Annotated in this window: 10 protein-coding genes; 8 read left to right on the forward strand and 2 right to left on the reverse strand. The window is 45.5% G+C overall.

All coding sequences use genetic code 11. The features are described from left to right. Positions 1-172 precede the first annotated feature (172 nt). Positions 173-1,282, forward strand: coding sequence for a polysaccharide biosynthesis C-terminal domain-containing protein (locus tag AB4Z29_RS20115; RefSeq protein WP_441944776.1), 1,110 nt, complete (start codon positions 173-175; stop codon positions 1,280-1,282). A gap of 17 nt (positions 1,283-1,299) precedes the next feature. Beyond that, a complete protein-coding gene (locus tag AB4Z29_RS20120; RefSeq protein ID WP_441944777.1) occupies positions 1,300-2,358 on the forward strand; it encodes a hypothetical protein in 1,059 nt (352 codons plus the stop codon). A gap of 171 nt (positions 2,359-2,529) precedes the next feature. Here the strand turns inward: AB4Z29_RS20120 and AB4Z29_RS20125 are convergent, their stop codons facing one another. Continuing rightward, positions 2,530-3,651: a glycosyltransferase family 2 protein gene (locus AB4Z29_RS20125; protein ID WP_441944778.1), complete on the reverse strand. Its 1,122-nt coding sequence runs from the start codon at positions 3,649-3,651 to the stop codon at positions 2,530-2,532. Between the two features lie 326 nt (positions 3,652-3,977). Between AB4Z29_RS20125 and AB4Z29_RS20130 the strand changes: the two genes are divergently transcribed. The 5 genes from AB4Z29_RS20130 (at position 3,978) to AB4Z29_RS20150 (ending at position 10,271) form a co-directional block, all read left to right on the forward strand. Next, a complete protein-coding gene (locus tag AB4Z29_RS20130) occupies positions 3,978-7,784 on the forward strand; it encodes a phospholipid carrier-dependent glycosyltransferase (RefSeq protein ID WP_441944779.1) in 3,807 nt (1,268 codons plus the stop codon). Positions 7,785-7,825: 41 nt separating this feature from the next. Continuing rightward, positions 7,826-8,827 (forward strand): glycosyltransferase family 2 protein, encoded by a 1,002-nt coding sequence (locus AB4Z29_RS20135; protein ID WP_441944780.1) that lies wholly within the window; start codon positions 7,826-7,828, stop codon positions 8,825-8,827. Next, positions 8,820-9,254: a GtrA family protein gene (locus AB4Z29_RS20140; RefSeq protein ID WP_441944781.1), complete on the forward strand. Its 435-nt coding sequence runs from the start codon at positions 8,820-8,822 to the stop codon at positions 9,252-9,254. Before AB4Z29_RS20135 ends, AB4Z29_RS20140 begins: the two co-directional genes overlap by 8 nt. Before the next feature lie 16 nt (positions 9,255-9,270). Further along, complete coding sequence (locus AB4Z29_RS20145; RefSeq protein ID WP_441944782.1) at positions 9,271-9,924, forward strand: class D sortase; 654 nt, start codon at positions 9,271-9,273, stop codon at positions 9,922-9,924. 122 nt (positions 9,925-10,046) lie between these two features. Beyond that, a complete protein-coding gene (locus AB4Z29_RS20150; RefSeq protein WP_006040330.1) occupies positions 10,047-10,271 on the forward strand; it encodes a helix-turn-helix domain-containing protein in 225 nt (74 codons plus the stop codon). A 63-nt stretch (positions 10,272-10,334) separates the two neighbouring features. Here AB4Z29_RS20150 and AB4Z29_RS20155 read toward each other — a convergent pair whose 3' ends face one another. Beyond that, complete coding sequence (locus tag AB4Z29_RS20155; RefSeq protein WP_441944783.1) at positions 10,335-12,038, reverse strand: methyl-accepting chemotaxis protein; 1,704 nt, start codon at positions 12,036-12,038, stop codon at positions 10,335-10,337. Between the two features lie 393 nt (positions 12,039-12,431). On the opposite strand from AB4Z29_RS20155, the gene AB4Z29_RS20160 reads away from it, so the two are divergent. Then, positions 12,432-21,575, forward strand: a complete 9,144-nt coding sequence (locus tag AB4Z29_RS20160) for a family 43 glycosylhydrolase (protein WP_441944784.1) — start codon at positions 12,432-12,434, stop codon at positions 21,573-21,575. Positions 21,576-21,823: the final 248 nt, after the last annotated feature.

The raw sequence follows: 21,823 nt of genomic DNA on the forward strand, positions 1-21,823 counted from the left end.
TGGTATTCGATCGGACTGCTTGCCGCGTCGGTCATTCAACCACCTGAAAGAGATTTAGTTCATAGACTAGAAGATATCAGCCTTATTTTGAAAATAGACTCGCATTGTTTGGTAACGAACATATACTAGACAGAGGATTTTTCGAGTTGAACATGTCGGAGAGGGGAATGTTATGAGAAATATTCTGGTTACAGGCTCTAACGGGTTTATTGGCAAAAATCTGATAGAAGGATTAATGCAGCACCCGGATGTGCATGTGTTATCTTGCAGCAGAAGCACGAGCAGCGAGGAGCTTCAGCAGCAATTGTCAAAGGCAGATGTCATTTATCATTTGGCGGGCATTAATCGGCCTGAGCGGCCGGAGGATTACCGCGGCAATGTGGCGCTTATGCAGCGAATCATAGATGGATTGAACGCAATGACTAACAGGCCAAGAATCATATTTGCATCGACTATTCATGCAGAAGCCGACAATCCTTATGGAAGAAGCAAAAAGGAGGCTGAGGCTCTACTGATTCAGTACGCCAAAGAGACTTCCACAGCTATTCATATTTGCAGGCTTCCGAATTTGTTCGGCAAATGGTGCAAACCGGAATACAACTCCGTAGTTGCTACCTTCTGTCATCATATATCCCGAGATTTAGAGATCAGCATCTCGAATCCCGACCAGCAGGTTGAGCTTGCTTATATCGATCACGTCGTAGAGCGGTTCATCGCTTTGCTCGCGCAGGCTGAACCGATTGAGGATGTATATTGCAATATAGAGACTACCTTTTCTGTCACATTAAAGGCTTTGGCTGACCAAATCTATGCTTTTAAAGCGATACGCACGCATTCCATCCTCCCCAATTTGTCGGATCCGTTTACGAAATATTTATACTCCACTTATTTGTCTTATTTGGACCGCTCCGATTTCGCCTATGCTCTCCAAACCTTTCACGATCATAGAGGTAGTTTATTCGAAACCGTAAAATCTCCCTACGCCGGACAGCTATTTGTGTCAACAACAGTTAAAGGAGTAGAGAGAGGGCATCATTATCACCATACAAAGGTTGAGAAGTTTTGCGTCATTAAAGGAAAGGCAGTAGTGAAGTTCAGACATATATTCGAACAAGATTCCTTTTCCTACACGCTGTCAGATGAAAAAATAATGATTCTAGATATTCCGCCTGGTTACACTCATGCGATCGAAAACATTTCAGACGATGAATTAATTGTGTTGTTCTGGGCTAATGAAATATTTGACGCAAACAATCCGGATACGTACGGGCTCAAAGTATAAAAAGGAGCGGGGAGCTTATGAAAAAAAAGACGGTAAAACGTAATGTGACGGCTAAACGCAGGACGAAGGTGATTCGCCGGGGAACCGTAAAGAAGAAAGCGAAGAGCGTGGGCTTGAAAAAGAAAGCGACGAGGCCAAGGGCGCTAAAACTCAGAAAAAAAGGAAATAGAAAAAGAAGGTTAGTCAAGAGGGTAGCGGTTCCCGCGAGTACAAGTACGGTAGAACAGCTGCATGAAGGAAATACGCGTTTGATCGTTTATATTCCTTTTAATAATTTAAATGTAAGGGAAACGCTGCCGGCATCTGTCTCTGCACTCACTTTGCCGGAGGCAAACACCCAGTTCACGGAGGCATGGATTAATAAAAGAGTCGAAATCTTCATGAATTTCACGTTAAAGAGCCTGCTGAATCAAACCAATCCACATTATCTTGCTTATATCGTCTATCATGACAGCTCGAGATTTTTTATTGAGAATGCGCTGCTAGGCTATCCTCCGCTTCCCTCTAATATCCGATTTATTTCAAGCAGCGAATACGAGGCTGAGGTTATCAGGCAGCTGGAAGGCTATAAATACTGGTATGAGCTTCATCTTTACAGCGATGACATGTATCACAAGGCATATATTGATATGCTCTATAATTATCGGCCGAGACCGGAGACGAAGGTTCTAATCTGCCAGAATGGCTATATTTACAACTCGGTATCCAATATATTGGCCAAATATTTTAATTTCTCAAGCTCCTTCAACTGTCTGATCTATAAAGTCAGCGATTATATTAAAGGCGTGAGGCATAATATATTCCAGCCGTCGGAAACGGGGGTATGGACAGGAGCTATCCAGCTCGAGCATGAAATCATGCCATATCCGGTTTATATTAATCACGGGCATGATGCGAATACGGCGTTTTTCTTCGCGCAGGAAGTACAGAACAATGCCGCTCAGGACGTATGGTCGAACAATGCAGGCCATTATTCCTTGTTTGGGGATATCATCTACGATCCCTATATGAAACAACGGATTCTGGAAGATTTCCTAGGTGCACCGGTTACATCTCCGCCGTATATGACTGTTTAATGCAAGCAAATAGACTGATCCTGCAGGTTACGGACCTTGCTCGGATCAGTTTATTTGCTTGCTATCGATTAGAAAGGGATACAGAAGGAAACGAAAAACAGCCGAGCAGGAGTCGGGATCCTGCTCGGCTGAATGTTAAAAGCGTTTTTTAGAGGGATTGCTGAGCGGCTGTCATGTCGGGATAATTGAACCGGTATGATACAGCTGTAGAAACTGGGGCGAACCAGAATCGTAATTTGCGATGGGAATGCTGTATAGCATTTTATCGAGATGGTAGATGTCCGGCAGCGGCTCCTCCGTACGGTAGAGCATGAAATACGGCGTATCGGTTTGCTTCAAGCCTTCTGCGATGACCTGCTCCCTCGTTCCATTCGGTATCCAGAAATATTTGGTGCGGGAGTCGGGGTTATCAGAAATAATAGGAATGATAGATTGGTCGGGGGTTACGTCATACAGCAATACTTTGTAATTGGATATATTCGATTCATACAGCGTTTCAAGAATTTGGGTAAATGCTGCCGAGCCTTCCGATCCATACATGATCACTGTCACCAGCGGACTAATATTTCTCCGCAATCGTGCTTGGTGCATGACATGGTACATAATGTAGCGGCGGTTGCGTTTCTTCTCGATATTGTTCTCGATCTGCATAGAATTGCTGTGAGGCGTTGTAAGCATGAAATCCATGAGCAATTTTGGAACATATACCATATCGCAAATTTCGGTTAGACGCAGGAAGTAATCATAATCCTCAACAGGCGTATACTGCCAGCCTGCGATCTGCATCGAATATTCTTTTTTGTACATGAAAGAGTAGCCGATGAAATAGAAATCGACGAGCCTTTCTTTTGGCTGGTCCTGCCAGATCAACCAGGTTTTCGTCGTATCTAGTCTTCTGCCGCCTCTGATTAAACCAAAGCTTCCATAAGCGAGCCCGACATTGGGAGGAGAATATTTGAGCTTATTCCGCAGAACGCCGACAAAATTGCGATAATAGTAATTATCGCTTGAAACCCATGTTAAATATTTGATTCTGGGCATGCTTTGCAAAATTTCAAAGCCAACGTTCAGGGCGGTCGCGGTGCCTTGGTTCTCTATTCTTGGAATGACCCGAACCCGCTTATCCCTGCGCGCATAGAATCTAGCAATTTGGAGAACGTTAGGCGTTACACCGTCAATTACGATTAGCAATTTGAAATTTCTGTATCTTTGATTCAGAATGGATCGTATCGCTCTTCTAAACAGCCTGCTGTCTTGTGTATACACAGGCATAACTATACCTACATCTGCCATTGCGGAACATCACTCCCTTATATCTAGTTACCCATTTCATTGTATTCCGAGGTTCGTGTTCAGCCACGGCACCCTCCTAGTGGGGAGATGGAAATGGGCATAGATTTTCATTTGAATAAGGCAGTGGGAGCAGATAGTAGAGTAGGAGATAGACATGCAACTATGGAGGCGCGTTTTTCGTTATTAGCATTGACCATGCGGGTATTATCCTTTAGAGTTAATATGTCATTATGGTTGAATAATCCAGAAAAGATAGCCGTTTGAAGCGTATAACCGATATTCAAATGAGCCCTACCTAAACCTAATTCGAGGTGAGTAAAAGAACGATGATAAATAAGTTTAGTCGCGCTATGATAACCATCCTTCTACTGACTCTTCTTTGGCCAGCTTCCCTGCATGCGGCGAGCAATCTACTCGTTAACGCAGGGTTTGAACAAGTAACGGACAATGCTCCGGCACAATGGCAGCATGACGCTTACTTGAAAGAGGAGAACATCACCTCATACACGATATCGAGCTCAGAAGCTCACACGGGCACGTATTCGGCTGTTCTGGAGAATAAGGAAGCGAACCATTCGCGTTGGACGCAGACCATTAAGGTCAAGCCGAAAACGACCTATAAGCTGTCTGGTTATATTAAAACCGAACAAATCGGCGCAGATGCGACTGGGGCTCACTTTTTCGTAGACGGCGTGGCCGTTGCGTATCCCGAAATCAAGGACACGAACGGCAAATGGGCGTATGTCCACTTTTATGCAAAGTCAGGAAAGGATCAGAAGAGCATCACCTTTGGCGCGAGTCTCGGCGGTTATGGAAGCATCAACACCGGGAAAGCTTATTTCGATGATGTCAGCGTGGAGAAAGTATCGAAGGCCCCCGGAGGGACAGAGGTATTCAGCCTTGTTGCAACAGAAACCGGACAAGCTGCCGATCCTGATGCAGCAGCTGTGCCTGTATTGCCGCTGCTTCTATTCGCTGGGCTGTTCAGCCTGTTGTTTGCTGTGATTTATAAGAAGCTTCTGCGGCAAAGAAGCTGGCTGGACGAGAAGACGCATTCACAGGGTCTTATTCTTGCCATCGTATTTGCGGCTGCATTGGCGCTGCGGCTATGGCTGGCAATTACGAATAAAGGTTATGCCAACGATATTGCATTGTTTATGGCTTGGGCTGATCAGGCCGCGAAGCACGGGCTTGGCGCCTTTTACCATTCGGAGATGTTTGTAGATTACCCGCCAGGCTATATTTATATTCTATATATTCTCGGTTTGATCAAGGACATGCTCTCATTAGACGGAGCTTCCAACGCTGCGCTGCTGCTGTTTAAGCTGCCAGCCATATTGGCGGATCTTGCCGCTGCTTATTTTATCGTTCAAGCGGGCAAAAAAACAGCTGGTTATTCGGTATCGCTTGGGCTGGCTTTGCTGTACTTATTCAATCCAGCCGTAATTGTGGATTCGGCGGTATGGGGCCAGGTTGATTCGATCTTTGCGCTTGCTCTAGTGCTGTCTATTCACGGCCTTGCCCAGAATAAGATAGAGCGCGCTTCGGTGTGGTACGCAATTGCAGCGCTTATTAAGCCGCAGGCGTTCATATTCATGCCCGTGCTGCTGCTTTGGTTTATTTGCCGGAAGGAATGGAAGAAAGTTGCCATCAGCGCCATATACGGTTTTGCAACGTTTATTGTGCTCGCGCTTCCGTTCTTCTGGGGAAATGGCGGGCTTTCTGGTCTTGTCCAGCTCTATAAAGGCACCTTGTCGTCTTACCCGTATGCTACTTTAAATGCGTTCAACCTCTATACGCTTACCAATGATAATTGGAAGCCGATTACGGACACGTGGCTGTTTTTTTCTTTTCAGACATGGGGGATGATTTTTATAGCTGCTGCTGTCGCTTTGGCTGCGTTTTTCGCGCTGCGCAAGCGAGACGCTGCAGCTTCAAGCCGGGTATATTTTATTGCGATGGTTCTTATTGCGGTCGTCTATATCGGCGTGACTAAGATGCATGAGCGTTACTTGTTCCCTATTCTGCTGCTCGCAGTGCTGGCATTCCTGCAAACGTTGGACAGAAGGATGCTGGCTGTGTTTTTAGGATTCAGCCTTACAAGCTTTATCAACATCACCTATGTGCTCGATTACAGCACGATTACGACGAATGTTCCTTTTAACGGGATCGTGCTGCTGTGCTCGCTGGCAAATATCGGGTTGCTGCTATACTTGCTTTATATCGGATATGATACTTATATAAGCGGCAGGATCAAGCCCGTTGAGCCGCTGCTTCCAAGCGAAGCCGAGAGGGAGGATCACGAAGCGTTAGCTGCCTTCAATACCGGAGCCGCGACACGCGTGAAGCAGAGTGCCAATCGCTTTGTACGCAAAGACTGGCTGCTTATGAGCGCCATCACGCTGGTTTACGGGATTGTTGCATTATTCCAGCTGGGCGAGATGAAAGGACCGCAAACGGCATGGCAGCCCGAATCGGCGGGGCAAAGCTTCTATGTCGACCTTGGAGACGTGAAGCAGCTTGACCGAATTAACAGCTTCGGCGGAGTGGGTACGGGGAAATTCAAATACGAATTTAGCCAAAACGGGATCGATTGGGATCAAGTCATGGAAATAGACAGCAGCCATGTTGCCGTATTTACGTGGACCAGCCAGCCAGCGGCTTTGCAAGCGCGTTATGTCAAGCTTACGACCGTTCAATCGGGCTTCTCGATGCATGAGCTTGTCATCTACGCACAGGGCAGCAAAGAACCGCTCCCAATCGTCGGTGTTAACGATGAGCTTGCCAAAGAGCCCAAAAGAGGCAGCGTAGCCCTTCTTTTCGACGAGCAGGAGCTCGCGAGATATGACGCGACCTTCATGAATGGCTCATACTTCGATGAAATATATCATGCACGTACCGCGTATGAACACTTGGAGCATATCGTAGCCTATGAGAACACGCACCCGCCGCTTGGCAAGATCATCATAGCAATCGGTATTAAGCTATTTGGACTTAATCCGTTTGGCTGGCGCATCATGGGCACGCTCTTCGGCGTTGCGATGCTGCCTCTGATGTATGTGTTTGCCCGAAGATTGTTCAAAACGAGTACGTATGCTGCGCTTGCGACAGCACTGTTTGCCGCCGATTTCATGCATTTCACGCAGACAAGAATTGCGACGATAGACGTTTACGGCGTGTTCTTCATCATGCTGATGTTTTATTTCATGCACAAATATTATTCGCTCAGCTTCTATCGGGTAAAGCTGGGCGTCACGCTAATGCCGTTGTTTCTTGCCGGATTATTCTTCGGAATCGGCGTCGCATCCAAATGGATAGTGCTTTACGGCGGAGCAGGGCTTGCGATTATGCTGGGCATATCCTTGTTTGAACGTTACAAGGAGTACGCGGCCGCGAGACGCGTTCTGAGAGACGGCAAGGGCGCTGCTGCAGCCTTCAATGCCGAGAGCCTTCAACACATCATCAAAGTCTTCCCGAGGTACACGGTCATAACCCTTGCGGTATGTTTAATATTCTATATTGCAATTCCGTTGGTCATTTATGCCTTGTCCTATATTCCGGTACTGACCGTAATGGATGATGGATATACACTGAAGAGCTTAATCGATTATCAGAAGCATATGTTCAGCTACCATAGCCAGCTTGTATCGACACATCCGTTCTCCTCTTCCTGGTGGGAGTGGCCGTTCATGAAGAGGCCGGTATGGTATTATTCGGGAGATAATATGGCTGAAGGCCTCAAATCCACGATCGTGGCTATGGGCAACCCCCTTATCTGGTGGGCAGGCATTTTTGCGATGACCGCAACGATCTGGATAAGCATTAAGCGCAAAGATAAAGCGATGTATACCATTTGGATCGCTTTTCTCGCGCAATATGTGCCGTGGATGCTCGTTACGCGGCTTACATTTCTGTATCACTATTTTGCCATGGTGCCGTTTATCATTCTGAGCCTTGTCTACATGTCGAAGGTGATCGAGGAGCGGAGGCCGAGCTTTAAGCATGTACGCAACCTTTTTCTAGCCGGAGCCGTCCTATTGTTCGTTGTCTATTACCCGGCGCTTTCAGGCATGACAGTGAAAAGCTGGTATGTGGAGCATGTGCTGCGTTGGTTCCCGAGTTGGTTATTCTAAAGGATAAGATTGCCGCAATTGCAGGAGAAAGGGGAAATAGCATGAATCAAGCTGCTGTAAAATACAGCGTTATCGTTCCTATGTATAACGAGGAAGAAGTGATTGAGCACACGTATGAGCGGCTGAAGCTGGTGATGGATAACACCAATGAGCCCTATGAGCTCTTATTCGTTAACGATGGAAGCAAGGACCGTACCGTTGAATTGGTCTCCATGATATGTGAATTCGATCCGAATGTCCGACTCATTAACTTTTCCCGTAATTTTGGGCATCAGATCGCGATTTCGGCCGGCATGGATTATGCGCAAGGGGATGCGATCGTCGTCATTGACGCCGATCTTCAAGATCCTCCCGAAGTGATCCTCGATATGATCGCAAAGTGGAAGGAGGGCTACGAGGTCGTATATGGCAAGCGCCTCAAGCGTAAGGGCGAAACCATGTTCAAAAAGCTCACCGCCAAAATCTTCTATCGTACGCTGCGCAGCCTGACTAATGTCGATATTCCTGTTGACACGGGAGATTTCCGATTGATCGATCGCAAGGTGGGCAACGTGCTGCGCGGCTTGAAAGAGAAAAATCGTTTCGTGCGCGGGCTGGTCAGCTGGATTGGCTTTCGTCAGACGATGGTTGAATATGAACGCGAGGAACGATTCGCTGGCGAAACCAAATATCCATTGAAGAAAATGATATCCTTCGCCATCGACGGGATTACTTCGTTTTCCTATAAGCCGCTTAAAATTGCCAGCTATGTCGGCTTTACATTATCCTTTACAAGCTTTCTATATCTGCTCGTCGTTATTTTCCAGCGATTGTTTACAGGCAGCACGATCACCGGCTGGGCTTCGATTGTGGCGGTGAACTTATTATTTAATGGAATTATTTTGATGCTTCTCGGGATTATTGGCGAATACATTGGCCGAATCTATGATGAGTCCAAAAATCGACCGTTGTATATCGTTCGCGAGGTGCAGGGCTACCCGGAGAATGCGGTCCGTCATGCAGAGGGGAAAAGTGACGGAGATCGGATGAAAGAGTATGTCTAGACTAGCTTCGAGGAAGCTGATTATACAATTTCTTACCTTCAATGCGGTTGGCCTGCTGAATACAGCCATTGATTTCCTCTTATTCACTTTGCTTATATGGTTCGGCGCCTATTACTTGCTGGCGCAGGTTATCGCTTACGGGGCGGGGATGATTAACAGCTACGTCTTAAATAGCCGATATACTTTTCAGAAGGATGATAAGCTCTCCTCGAAGCAGCATAAGATGAATAGAGGGATGAAATTCATCGCATGGAATGTTATTCTTCTCGGTATCTCCTTGCTGCTCCTTGCTACCTTAACCGCGTGGCTAGGACAGAACGAGATTGTTTCCAAAGCGGTCGTTACGGTGATTACGGTGGCGCTTAATTTCTACGGGAGCAAGAGATGGGTATTCACAGCGAGCAAGCCGCAGACAGAGAGCAGCTAGCGGAAGGTGGGGGGAAATGAAAAAAGTACTGTCTTATGTATTGGTTATCGTAGGCCTGATGATTTTATTGTATCCGAAAGCAAGCGAATGGTACGACAACCGCCAGCAGGATAAGCTGATGGCTGATTGGGAGGCTGCAAGCTTCGATGAAACGGCGGAACAGCAGGCACAGCAGCAGTTTGAGGAGCTGACGGACTTGTTCAATGCGGAATCCGCAGCGACCGATGAGCCGACGGCAGCTCCGACTGAAGCCCCGGCAGTTACGCCAGCATCACAGAAGATCGTACCGATCGCTACGATTAAGATTGACAAAATAAAGCTGAAACTGCCTGTCGTCGAGGGAGCAACGCAGAAAAACATGAAGGCTGCTACCGCTCATTTGAAGGAGACAACAGCCATCGGCCAAGTCGGGAATGCGGCCATCGCAGGTCATCGGATGAGATCCAAGGGCAGGCTGTTTAATCGGCTGGGCGAGATCGAGGTTGGTGACAAAATCGTTGTAGACACGAAGGAGCAGTCCTATACATACACCGTCTATAAAGTGTCGATCGTTAAACCTACGGACGTCTCCGTACTGAACTACAATAACAAAGATAAGCTGCTTACCCTGATTACTTGCGATCCAATCGTAAACCCAACGCATCGCTTGATTATCCACGCCAAAATGTAAGCGTCAGCGCCCATTTTCTCCGCGCAACAGCACCAATGGTACCGCCCCTTCATAGTATAAGTTGACTGTATCCCTTAACCTTGTTAAACCATAAAAACCCGCGCAAGGAGGGGTGACAAACATTGAAGGGTAGCGACCATAAGAGCAAGTTTTTATTGACGCATCGTGAACGCGAGGTATTTGAGCTGTTGGTACAGGACAAGACAACGAGAGATATCGCACAGCAACTATTCATCAGCGAGAAGACCGTCCGCAACCATATTTCTAATGTCATGCAAAAGCTGAACGTAAAAGGTCGTTCACAAGCGGTTGTCGAGCTTATTAAGCTTGGTGAATTACAAATCTAACATAGCTTGAGGATCGGACAGCATAGCGATATGCTGTCTTTTTGTGTGAAAAAGCAAACGATTTTATTTTTGAAAAACGGAAACGGTGGTATTAAGCTCGCTAATATGCTTCGTTAGAATATCTGATGAGGCCGCTACCTGCTCAAGCGCTGCCACCTGCTCTTCCTCCATCGAGGAGATTTCGTCGATATCCTGTTTGATGCGCTCCGCGCGGATTTCCACTTCTTTCACGAGATGGTGAATTCGATTCAATCGATCGCCGCCACTGCTCAATTCCTCCGTTATCGTTTGGATTTCGGCTTGTACGGTGACATTTGCTTCATGGATAGATTGATAACCTAACTGAGCCTTCGTTGCAACCTCTTCCCCAAACTGCAGCTGTTCGATGCTTTCCATCATCCGGTTTTGAATCGTTTGAACGGTGTGTCGAACGTTGGCCATTTTCTCATCGATTTGCACCGATAGCTTCGCGGTTTGGCCAGCGAGCTGCTTGACTCTGCCCGCTATAACCGCAAATCCTCGTCCATGCTCAGAAGCTCTTTGGGCTTCAATGGATGCATTGAGGGCAAGGATGTTAGTCTCGGATGAAATTTTTCGAATGTCCAGCAGCATCACGGCCATCTCATTAGAAAGCTGGTAGAGCAGATTAGCATCTTGGTTGACATAGGATACGGTCATTTTAAGTTCAGCGAATTGTTCCATAAAGCTCTCGATTTGCTGATTTCCTTCTTCAGCGATATGGAGCGAGTCGAATGCTTTTGTGTTGATTTTGTACGAATTTGTCGTGATCGTTTGGAATAACCGCACCAGCTCATCGAATTCACGCACAGATAATTGAACATATTCATCATGCTCATACAGAGATTGAGAAACCTTCATTGTAGCGGTTGCGATGTCTTCACCGGCTAGCTTGTTCTCATGGAGACCGGCGTCCATTTGATAGGAAGAGGTGACAACTTGCTCATTCGTTTCTCGTACTCTGTCGATAATCGTGCGCAGCGTTTCGAACATCATGTTAAATGCGTCGCATAATTTTCCGATCTCATCGCGATTGCGGCTGAAGACAGGCTCTACCGAAAGGTTTCCTTGCGCTAATTGCGAAACATTTACGCTTAATTTACGAATGGGTATCGCGATTTCACTGGAGATCTTCCACGCAATGAGGAGTGAAACGACTATGCCGACAATAAAAACGGAACTATAGATGAGAACATTCTGTTGAAACTGCGAGGTGATCAAGTCCTTTTCGGATGAATTGACGATTAATTTGGCGCGAACAAGCTGATCCAAATCAGACTCGACAAGACTCGAAACCAATACAATATTTTCGAAAGCCGCTGTCTGTTCATCGACCGTTGCTTTGTCAATAATCAACTGATTCAGCTTATTCAATTGAGATTTAAGAGAATCCAACGTTTTACTAGTAGCATCAATTTTCTCTTTGATTGAGGTTGCGCTTTCATTTTGTTTTATTTCAATTAACTGATCTTCAATGTAATTGACCATCGCGTGATGTCCGCTTTCCTCGAAGCTTTGCCGGCCATTCACGATTCTTTCGATTTCAGGATCGAACTCTGATTTGAGTGAGCCGGTCAAGGCGCTCGACTTTTCAATTGAAACGAGCATGGAGTTGTATTTGTCTATATATTTGTTAAATACAAACATCTGCGCCCCGCTTACCGTCCCCATCAATAACAACACTAGAAGAAAAGCGACAATCAGCTTACTTCTAATCGCTTGGTGTCTAATCCCGTTCATAATATTCATTCAATTTCCCCCTTGGAAAATAATTCATAATAAAAGATACTATGAAATCCATAAAAAGTATTTATTATTTTCAGTTATTTTGTGTAATGTTCTGTTTTTATAGAAGCGATCCAATAGACGTTTTTATTGAAAGCTGAGAAGTCACTAGCGTTGCAATAGAGGCTGACTATTAACTGTGGAAGATGAAGTTATGAAGACCCAGAGAATATTCAACAATGCAAGGCCGAAAAGTATAAAAAAAGACAGTTTATTATAAATACTAGACTAATAGCTATCCTCTATAATGAATAATCATGACGGGATAGTCCGAAAGGAGTGTCATGAACAGGCTTATGCCATATTTGTTTTTCTAAGTATGGTAACTACGAATTATTTTTAGAGGAGGAAGAAGCGTTGAGAAACTCAGCAGCAGGCAGGAAAAAAACAGTGCGTAAAGCATTGGCGTACATACTATGCGTGAGTATGTTGTTCTCCTTCATGCCGCCAGCTATGATTTCGGCAGCAGAAGTTACGTCAACAGTAGATACGCCGCTGAATGTGTTCCATGAAGACTTCAATGACGGGGATTCCGTTGGCTGGAGTACTTATGGGTCTATGGATGCTGGAAATCGCGGCGAATGGTCGGTAAATCCGGCAAAGCAGTATAGTATTAAAGGTGCTCCTGGTGCTAAAACGGTAGCAGACAGCACTTATTTTCAAGATTTGGTTTACGAAGCTGATTTGAAAATTGGCGGGTTAAACTCAGACGGAACTGGCTTGCTCTTCAGAGTAAACAATCTATCAAATAATGTTGCTGATGGATACACCGGCTATTATGCAGCATTAACTGTAGATAAGAAGGTTACACTCGGTAGAGTAACTGGGAATGGAAATGAATGGAAGGAATTGGTGGCGCCTAAAACAGTCCGTTGGAATCAAGGACATGTCAAGGTCGTTGCAGTTGGAAATCATATTCAAATGTACTTAAACGATATGACCATTCCGGTAATTGACTATGTTGACAATGATGGCAAGCAGATTACAGGTGGCGGAAAGGTAGGTCTCCGTACTTGGTGGGGAACATCGACCATTGATAACATCACCGTTAGAGCGTATTCAGAGAATAAGACATCCGCGCCTGAATTTAGCGTTGCCTCCGGTAATTACGCAAAATCGCAAGCGGTTTCATTAACATCGGATACTCCTGGCGCGATTATTCGGTATACCACGGACGGAAGTCAGCCGAACAGCAATTCTGCGATATATTCTTCACCGATTGTTGTGACGTCTGTGGCAGTTATTAAAGCGTATGCAGAGAAAGCTGAAGAGATGGTCTCAGATACAGTAGAGGCGCTCTACGTGATTGCTAGAACCGAAGCAGAATTGACGGATGATTTTGAGGATGGCAATTCGGTCGGATGGTCTACTTACACAGGTAACCAATCCGGTGCTTGGTCCGTAATAAACGGCAAGTACGAGGTTCAAAATGCTAGAGGCGACAAAGCGATACTAGACGTAACTCCTGAGCAGTTTGTAATGGAGGCGGATATCAATCCATCTGCCAGTCAACAAACCAGCGGTTTTGTATTTAGAGTTACGGACCCTGGCAATGGCTCGGATAATATGAGCGGCTATTTCGCAGGAATATCTCCGAACGGATCTCTTGAAGTTGGTAAAATGAATTCGGCCGCGAATAACGGCAATGGCAATTGGACTGAGATTACGAGAGACACGGTTGCTGTTTATCCTAATCAAGTTAATCAATTGAAAGTGATAGGGCTGGACTCGACTTACTATATTTTCGTAAACGGCAAATTTGAGGTTCAATTTACAGATACGGAGTATACAACAGGCGCAGTCGGACTTAGAGCTTGGAACGACAACAACAAAGTTTCTTACGACAATATTAAGATTACAAGCTTAACGTACAAAGCAGAGACATTTGATGAGAATTTTGATGATGGAAACGCTCAAGGCTGGACGACGTATGGCGGCTCTTGGAGTGCTGCTGACGGCAAATATAAGGTGCTCGATGGTGCTGGCTTCAAAGCGGTTGCGGATGGAACCAACTATAGCAACCTGACTTACGAAACTGATATTTCTATAAGTAATGCTACTGGCGACCAGAATGCGGGCGTCCTATTCAGAGTTAGCAACCCAACGATTGGTACTGACAATCTGAAAGGCTATTATGCTGGCATCGGCATAGATGGGCGTGTATCGGTCGGTAAATTTAATAACAATTGGACAGGATTAGCATCAATTCCTTATCCAATCAGCCAAAACAAGGTATACAAGATGAAAGTAGTAGCAGAAGGCAGAAATATTGAAGTTTATATTGACGGCGAGATCGTTGTGAGTATCGTAGACCGTTCTTATACAGAAGGTGCTATCGGACTAAGAACATTCCTTGTGGATGCAGTCTATGACAACATCAAAGTTACGGATACGGGTAAAGTAACTCAACCAACCTACGATTGGTCATGGGTGCAAGGAGCGGTATTCGTTCCTACGAATGTAGTTAACCAAATTGAGCAGTGGCGTAATTATGACCATGAGATTAACGATCGTGAGCTTTCGTATGCCAAAACATACGGCATTAATTTCGTTCGCGTGTTCATGCACAATCTACTGTGGGAAAATGATAAGGATAACTTCATTGCAAATATGAATGATTTCCTAGCATTAGCGGACAAATACGATATTAAGGTAGAGCTTGTATTCTTTGATGACTGCTGGAATGACTTCCCGGTATGGGGCGATCAGCTTGCACCAAGATTCGGCGCGCATAACAGCCGCTGGGTGGAAGGTCCAGGGGACGCTGTTAAACAAAACTATGCAGCTAACAAAGCGAAGCTTAAAGATTATGTCCAAGGTGTAGTAGAAGAATTCGAGAACAATGATGCAGTCGTAATGTGGAACGTATACAACGAGCCAAGCAACGGTGAAAGCGGCTTGATGGATACCGTTACGAAGCAAATTATGAATGATTCAAGAATTTGGATTAAGGAAACAGGATCAACGAAGCCGATCACTTCTACTGGCGGCCAGTTCTCAGGCGGACCTTTCTCCGACTTCATTACGTACCATCCTTACGAATCCAATTATCCTACTCATCCAGATCAATACGGACCAAACAGCGGAGTTCTAGCCGATGAGGTTATGAATCGTTTGACGCAAACGGTACCTGGTGTCGTTGAAAACTTCGGTGACAAAGGTTTGGGTTTTGTCATGTGGGAGCTTGGCATCGGCCGTGATAATACTCGTTTCCCATGGGGAAGCGATGTTAATCCTCTAACTGAAGAGCCAGCAGTTCCTTTCCATGGCATCGTCTACCCAGACGGTCATCCATGGGATGTTAATGACATTAAAGCGCTAGTTGGCGATGCTTATGATAAGCTGCCGATCTTTAATGTACAGTATTATAAAGATAACAATTTCTCTCAGCTCGTTAAGAAATCTATTACGCCTCGTATTGATTTCGACCTAGGAAACGAGAGAGGAACAGGGTCGCCTGATCCAACAGTGGGCATCGGTGAAGATAACTTCTCCGTAAGATGGAATGGAACCATTCAACCCGCCGCTACAGGAGACTATACGATTTATGCAGACAGCGATAACATCGCGAGAGTATGGGTTGACGGTACTAAAGTTATTGATAAGATATCTAATGTTCGAGATGAAGTAAGCGGTGTCATTAACCTGACAGGAGGCGAAAAGCTTGCGGTAACTGTCGAATATGTACATGCGACAGGCGATGCCAGCTTGCACGTAAAATGGTCCGGGCCCAACATGACGAAGCGAGTTATGCTTCCGGTATTTTCCGAAATTCCGGTTTCATCCGTTTCGGTAACACCGGCTGATGTTTCGGTAAAGGTTGGAGAATCTAAGCCGCTGATTGCTTCCTTTGAGCCGGTTAATGCTTCGAATCAACAAGTAACATGGAGCTCCAGCAAGCCTGGAATCGCTGTCGTTAGTGCAGACGGCGTAGTGAAAGGTATTACAGCAGGATTAGCAACAATTATCGCTACAACGGTTGATGGCGGGAAGACAGCCACGGCTATCGTAACTGTGACAGCTGGAACAACCTTCACGAACCCCATTGTACCTGTCTCATCGGGTGCAGGGTCGGCAGATCCATCAATTGTATTCAAGGATGGCTACTACTACTACGTGAAGTCATTGAATGATACTTCATTAGTCGTAGCTAAGGCCAAAAGACTAGAAGACATCGGTTCAGCGCCTCGCGTGACGGTGTATACACCGCCTGCAGGCACGATGTATTCGAAAGAGCTTTGGGCTCCGGAATTGCAGTATATTAACGGCAAGTGGTACATCTACTTCGCGGCAGATGACGGTAATAACGCCAACCATCGTATGTATGTTCTGGAAGGGAATTCACAAGATCCACAGGGCTCATATACGTTCAAAGGAAAAATTACGGATTCCACGAACAAATGGGCAATTGACGGCGCTGTATTGCAAGCTGATAATAATTCCTTGTACTTCCTATGGTCTGGTTGGCCAGGCGATGTCGATGGAAGACAGAATATCTACATCGCGCCAATGAGCAATCCATGGACGATCAGCGGTGAACGAGTATTGATTTCTACACCGACTGAGTCGTGGGAGCTGAATGGAACTCCTCGCATTAATGAGGGTCCGGAAATCTTGAAAAAAGACGGAAAAGTATTCATCGTATATTCCGCAAGCGGCAGCTGGACGGATGATTATACGCTTGGAATGCTGACCAACACGGATGGCAATTTCTTGACTCCGGCTTCTTGGAAGAAGAGTGGCCCGCTTTTCACAAAAATGGCCACAACCTTTGGTCCAGGTCATAATTCCTTTACCAAATCACCGGATGGATCTGAGGATTGGATTGTTTATCACGCGACATTGAAATCTGGCGCAAGCTGGGGCAATCGAAGCGTGAGAGCGCAGAAATTCACTTGGAATCCAGATGGAACACCAAACTTCGGAACTCCTGCAGCGTACAACGCACCGGTTGAACAGCCTTCGGGCACACCTGCTGTTGACCGTTACAAGTATGAAGCTGAAGATGCAACACGGTACGGCAACGCGTCAGTTGTTTCATCAGAGAACAGCTCTGGCGGAAAAGTCGTCGGAAAGCTCGATACTGCCAGCGATTATGTGGAATTTACAGTCGAAGTTGAAAATGCAGGTGCTTACAGCTTGATCGTTATGGCTGAGAATGGCTCTGCTGGCTCTGCGATTGCTGAGCATGAATTGACGGTTAATGGTGGAACAAGTCAATCGGTTTTCTACCAAAACTTTGGTTGGAATCATATTAATCCGACATCATTAGACGTCAATTTGAACAAAGGCACGAACACGATTCGTCTTGCGAAGAAAACGGATTTTGCACAGGTGGATTATATCGTGCTTGATCGTATTGTGGCTGATGCAGCTAACATTCTTCCAGTAGAATCATTGACTGTGGATAAACCTGCTTTGAGCATTTCAATCGGAACAACTGCGCTACTAACATCATCACTAAAACCGATTATGGTTTCGGATCAAACGGTTACGGTGCAATCATCGAATCCTGCAGTAGCGACTGTAACTCGAGTAGGAACAGATTCTGCAACAGGAAGCGCTACGTTCAAGGTAACAGCTTTGGTGCCTGGAACGGCGAATGTTCAAGTCGTTAGTGCGGCCAATGGCAGTATAGTGGCGGAAAGCGTTGTAAAAGTTCTGCCGGAGAAACAAGAACCGAATCTATCGCTTTATGAAGTAGATCAATTTGATAGTGCAACGTTAAATAACGCATGGTCAGTGTTCCAAGAACTCAAATCCAATTGGAGCTTAACGAATAACAGTGGATTTTTGACCATCCGTTCAACAGCAACAGACATCTATGAAACGAACAACTCATTGAACAACATATTCCTGCGAAACGTGCCGGCAAACGGTGATTTTGAAATGGTTGCGAAGTTCACTGCTCCAGTTACGAAAAATCATCAGCAAGCTGGTATCCTCGTATGGCAGGATGCGAACAACTTCGTCAAATTAAGTCATGTATGGGCTGACGGAAAGGTTCTCGAGTCAGCGTACGAACTGAATGCTAAGTATGCTAAAGCAGGCAACATCGTCAAACACCCAGGCGGTGAAACGCATACGATTAAGATCAAAAAGGTAGGCAATGTTTACACAACCTACTATTGGGATGGTTATGAGTGGATTCAAGCATCCAGCCCTATTACAGCTGCTTTAAGTAATATTAAAGTAGGATTTTTTGCAAGTAATATTGTAGCTAATGATTCTCCAATTGATGCGAAGTTTGATTACTTTGCAATCAGAAAAATTGCAGGCGGCGTTAAAGTAACTCCTGAGACAGCATCGCTTCAAGTTGGAGGGTCAGTTCAGCTAAGCAATACAGGCGATAGCGGCTCAGAGGTAACTTGGACTTCCGCAAATACCAGCATTGCTACGGTTAGCCATACAGGTGTAGTTACAGCGAAAGCGCCAGGTAGAGTCATTATTCATGCGGTATCCAATGATGGTGATTTCAGCTCGAAATCCATCGTAACCGTTCTTGGCGGTGCTGCACCTGGAGAAGTGCTGTACAGTGAAGATTTCACTAGCGGCAATGCTGGTGATTGGACCACTTATGGCGGTGTGTGGTCTGTAAAAGACGGAGCATATACCGTTACAAGCGGCGCTGGATATAAAGCCATGCTGGAGACAGAGCAGTTCACTGACTTCGTATTGGAAACAGATGTGAAGATCATTAGCGGAACAGAGGCTGGCCTCGTATTCCGGGCATCTAATCCAAGTACTGGCCCTGATGCATTAGACGGTTACTATGTCGGAATTAATGCAGCGAAGAAATCCGCTACACTAGGCATGTTCACGAATGGCAAGTGGAGTGAAATTGCGACAAGGAATTTGCCGATCAATGTGAACGAATCGTATTCGATTAAAGTTATCGTGAGCGAAAACCACATCCAGGTTTACATTAACGACAATCCGCTTAACACGAATCCTTATCCGAAGTTTGATGTGGCTGAGCCATCGCATCCTTCGACTGGCTTGATCGGTTTAAGAACGTTCAATGCGGTAGCGCAGTTTGATCATGTGAAGGTTAGCTCCTACGTGGAAACCATTACAGGCCCAACTTACAGCAACTTAAATCAACTGCCGGGCATTGCAGATCCGCATGCCATGTTCTATGAGGGAGTTTACTATCTCTATGGTACGGACACTGCGAATTCTCCAAACATGCAAACGGGCATTAAAGTCTATACATCGACAGATCTCGTAAATTGGACAGAGGTAGGTTACGCTCTTCGTAATGAAGATTCATGGGGAAGCAAACAATTCTGGGCACCCGAGGTTATCGAGAAAGACGGCATGTTCTATATGTATTACGCTGTTGAGGAACATCTAGCTGTTGCAACAAGCGATTCACCGCTAGGACCGTTTAAACAGGATGTTCAAGAGCCCATTCATCTGGACCCAAAAGAAATCGATGCGCATATCTTCACAGATGACGATGGCAAAACGTACATGTACTTCGTACGCTTCAACAACAACAACCATCTCTTGGTTGCTGAGATGAATGACGATATGAAGACGATCAAGGAAGATACAATTAAATTTGTTTTCGCTCCGACACAGGAGTGGGAGAATAGTCAGAAGCCGCCAGTTGCAAGCATTAATGAAGGGCCATTCGTCATTAAGCATAAAGGCACTTATTACATGACCTATTCCGGCAACCACTTCCAAAGCCCGGATTACGGAGTAGGCTACGCAACGGCGCCGACACCGCTGGGTCCATGGACAAAGTATGAGTTCAACCCGATTATGAAAGCTAACGCACTCGTACCTGGAGCAGGACACCATTCGTTAGTTCAATCGCCGGATGGTACTGAATTGTTTATGGTTTACCACACGCATTATGCAATTGGTCAAACCGAACCAAGGAAGCTGGCGATAGACCGTGTACAATTTGTACCGCAAGCAGATGGGCCGGACCTGATGGAAGTTTGGGGTCCAACGATTACACCGCAGCTAATGCCTTCAACTAATAGAGTCATTGACGTTAATTCGATCGTATTGAGCGGACAAGGCGGTGCAACTGCCATTACTGCAAAAGGCGGTACATTGCAGTTGGTTGCTACAGTACTTCCGAACAATACGATTAACAAACAAGTAACTTGGTCGATCTTAGATGGATCTACATTTGCTGAAATCTCGGCAAACGGCATGTTGAAAGCTAAGGCAGATGGAACCGTAACGGTTAAAGCAGAATCAGTTAGTAATCCTTCCGTATCGAATACGGTTGCAATTGCAATCTCTGGTCAAGCCGATGTGGTAGATCCTGGACCTACCAATCCGCCGGTATCGACGCCTACCCCTGAGGCTCCAGCCAAAGTTGAAGGCAACGTCTTGACGCTTCCTGTTGTGAAGCTGGATGCGAACGGTGTGTTGACTATTAAGGTAGCAACTTCCGATTTCAACAAGGTACTTCAACAAGCGGATAGCAATTCCGTAATTATTAAAGTTCAAAATGCGGGATCGGCGAAAAAAGTTGTCATTGCGCTTACAGCAGGACAGCTGGAAGAGGCAAAAGCAAAAGGAATTGAAAGCGTCAATGTTGATCTGGGCGCAGCGACATTTACCGTTACAGCAGGTCAATTTACTGCTGGACTAGACCCAGCGACAGAAATAGCGCTTTCGATTTCGAAAGTAGATAACAGCAGCTTGTCTGCTGAAGCCAGTGCAATTGTTGGCAGCAACCCTGTCTACGATTTCACACTCAACATTAACGGAGTTAATGTTTCTGATTTCGGTGGAGAAGCGATTAAAGTGGCATTGGATTATGACCTGAAATCTAATGAAAATCCGAACCAAGTTGTCGTTTACTACATCAGCGAAAGCGGCGAACTCGAAATCATTAAAAATGCGAAGTACAATGCTGAGACTGGCAAAGTAGAATTTGATGCAAAACACTTTAGTAAATACACGGCTGTGAACAACGCTGTTACATTTAAGGATCTAGCAAATGCGGCATGGGCGCAAACAAGTATTGAAGCGCTGGCAGCTCGCGAGATTGTGAACGGTGTAGGCAACGAAAAGTTCGCACCAAGCAGCAAAGTGACTAGAGCGCAGTTTATTACGATGCTGATGAATGCCTTTGAATTCACTGATTCCAGCACAGTAAGCTCGTTCAGTGATGTAAAGGAAGGAACTTGGTATTATAATGCTGTAGCTCTTGCGCAGAAGCTTGGAATTGTTAAGGGTAAAACTGACGGAAGCTTTGGTGTAAATGATGAAATTACTCGCGAAGAGATGGCTGTTATGGCTTATCGCGCATCGAAGCTTGCAAAGGTAGACCTAAGCGCTGCAGGGGAAACGCAGCAATTTGCGGATCAATCTGATATTGCAGCTTACGCCTTAGAAAGCGTCAGCGCAATGCAAGGCGCAGGAATCGTGAATGGCAAAGGTGATGACTTCTTCGCTCCGAAGGATCATGCTACGAGAGCAGAGGCTGCCAAAATCATTTACAGCTTATTTAATCTGTTGCCTTAATCATTAAATTATTTGAAAACAGCCACCCTCTTGTAATTATGAAGGGGTGGCTGTTTTTGTGGAGATTTAATCATTAGCTATACAAAAGAACCGAATAGGATGAAAAAAAACCTTTGTGTGTAAATACATGAACCCCTAGTTTAGATAAAATTATAGTTAATCATAAAATAGGGCGGTAATCATGTTCAAGCACGGTGATAGACGCATAGCCGATTATGTTAATGAGTGCGTAATATAGCAAATTATAA

Origin of the sequence: Paenibacillus sp. 2TAB23 (assembly GCF_052115165.1) — a bacterium.
Lineage (GTDB): Bacteria > Bacillota > Bacilli > Paenibacillales > Paenibacillaceae > Pristimantibacillus.

What these genes read in the sequence shown, in the direction of transcription:
- AB4Z29_RS20135 (WP_441944780.1), top strand. Translation starts at nt 7,826, where the DNA reads ATGAATCAAGCTGCTGTAAAATACAGCGTTATCGTTCCTATGTATAAC.
- AB4Z29_RS20125 (WP_441944778.1), bottom strand. Translation starts at nt 3,651, where the DNA reads ATGGCAGATGTAGGTATAGTTATGCCTGTGTATACACAAGACAGCAGG.
- AB4Z29_RS20115 (WP_441944776.1), top strand. Translation starts at nt 173, where the DNA reads ATGAGAAATATTCTGGTTACAGGCTCTAACGGGTTTATTGGCAAAAAT.
- AB4Z29_RS20155 (WP_441944783.1), bottom strand. Translation starts at nt 12,038, where the DNA reads ATGAATATTATGAACGGGATTAGACACCAAGCGATTAGAAGTAAGCTG.
- AB4Z29_RS20130 (WP_441944779.1), top strand. Translation starts at nt 3,978, where the DNA reads ATGATAAATAAGTTTAGTCGCGCTATGATAACCATCCTTCTACTGACT.
- AB4Z29_RS20120 (WP_441944777.1), top strand. Translation starts at nt 1,300, where the DNA reads ATGAAAAAAAAGACGGTAAAACGTAATGTGACGGCTAAACGCAGGACG.
- AB4Z29_RS20140 (WP_441944781.1), top strand. Translation starts at nt 8,820, where the DNA reads ATGTCTAGACTAGCTTCGAGGAAGCTGATTATACAATTTCTTACCTTC.
- AB4Z29_RS20145 (WP_441944782.1), top strand. Translation starts at nt 9,271, where the DNA reads ATGAAAAAAGTACTGTCTTATGTATTGGTTATCGTAGGCCTGATGATT.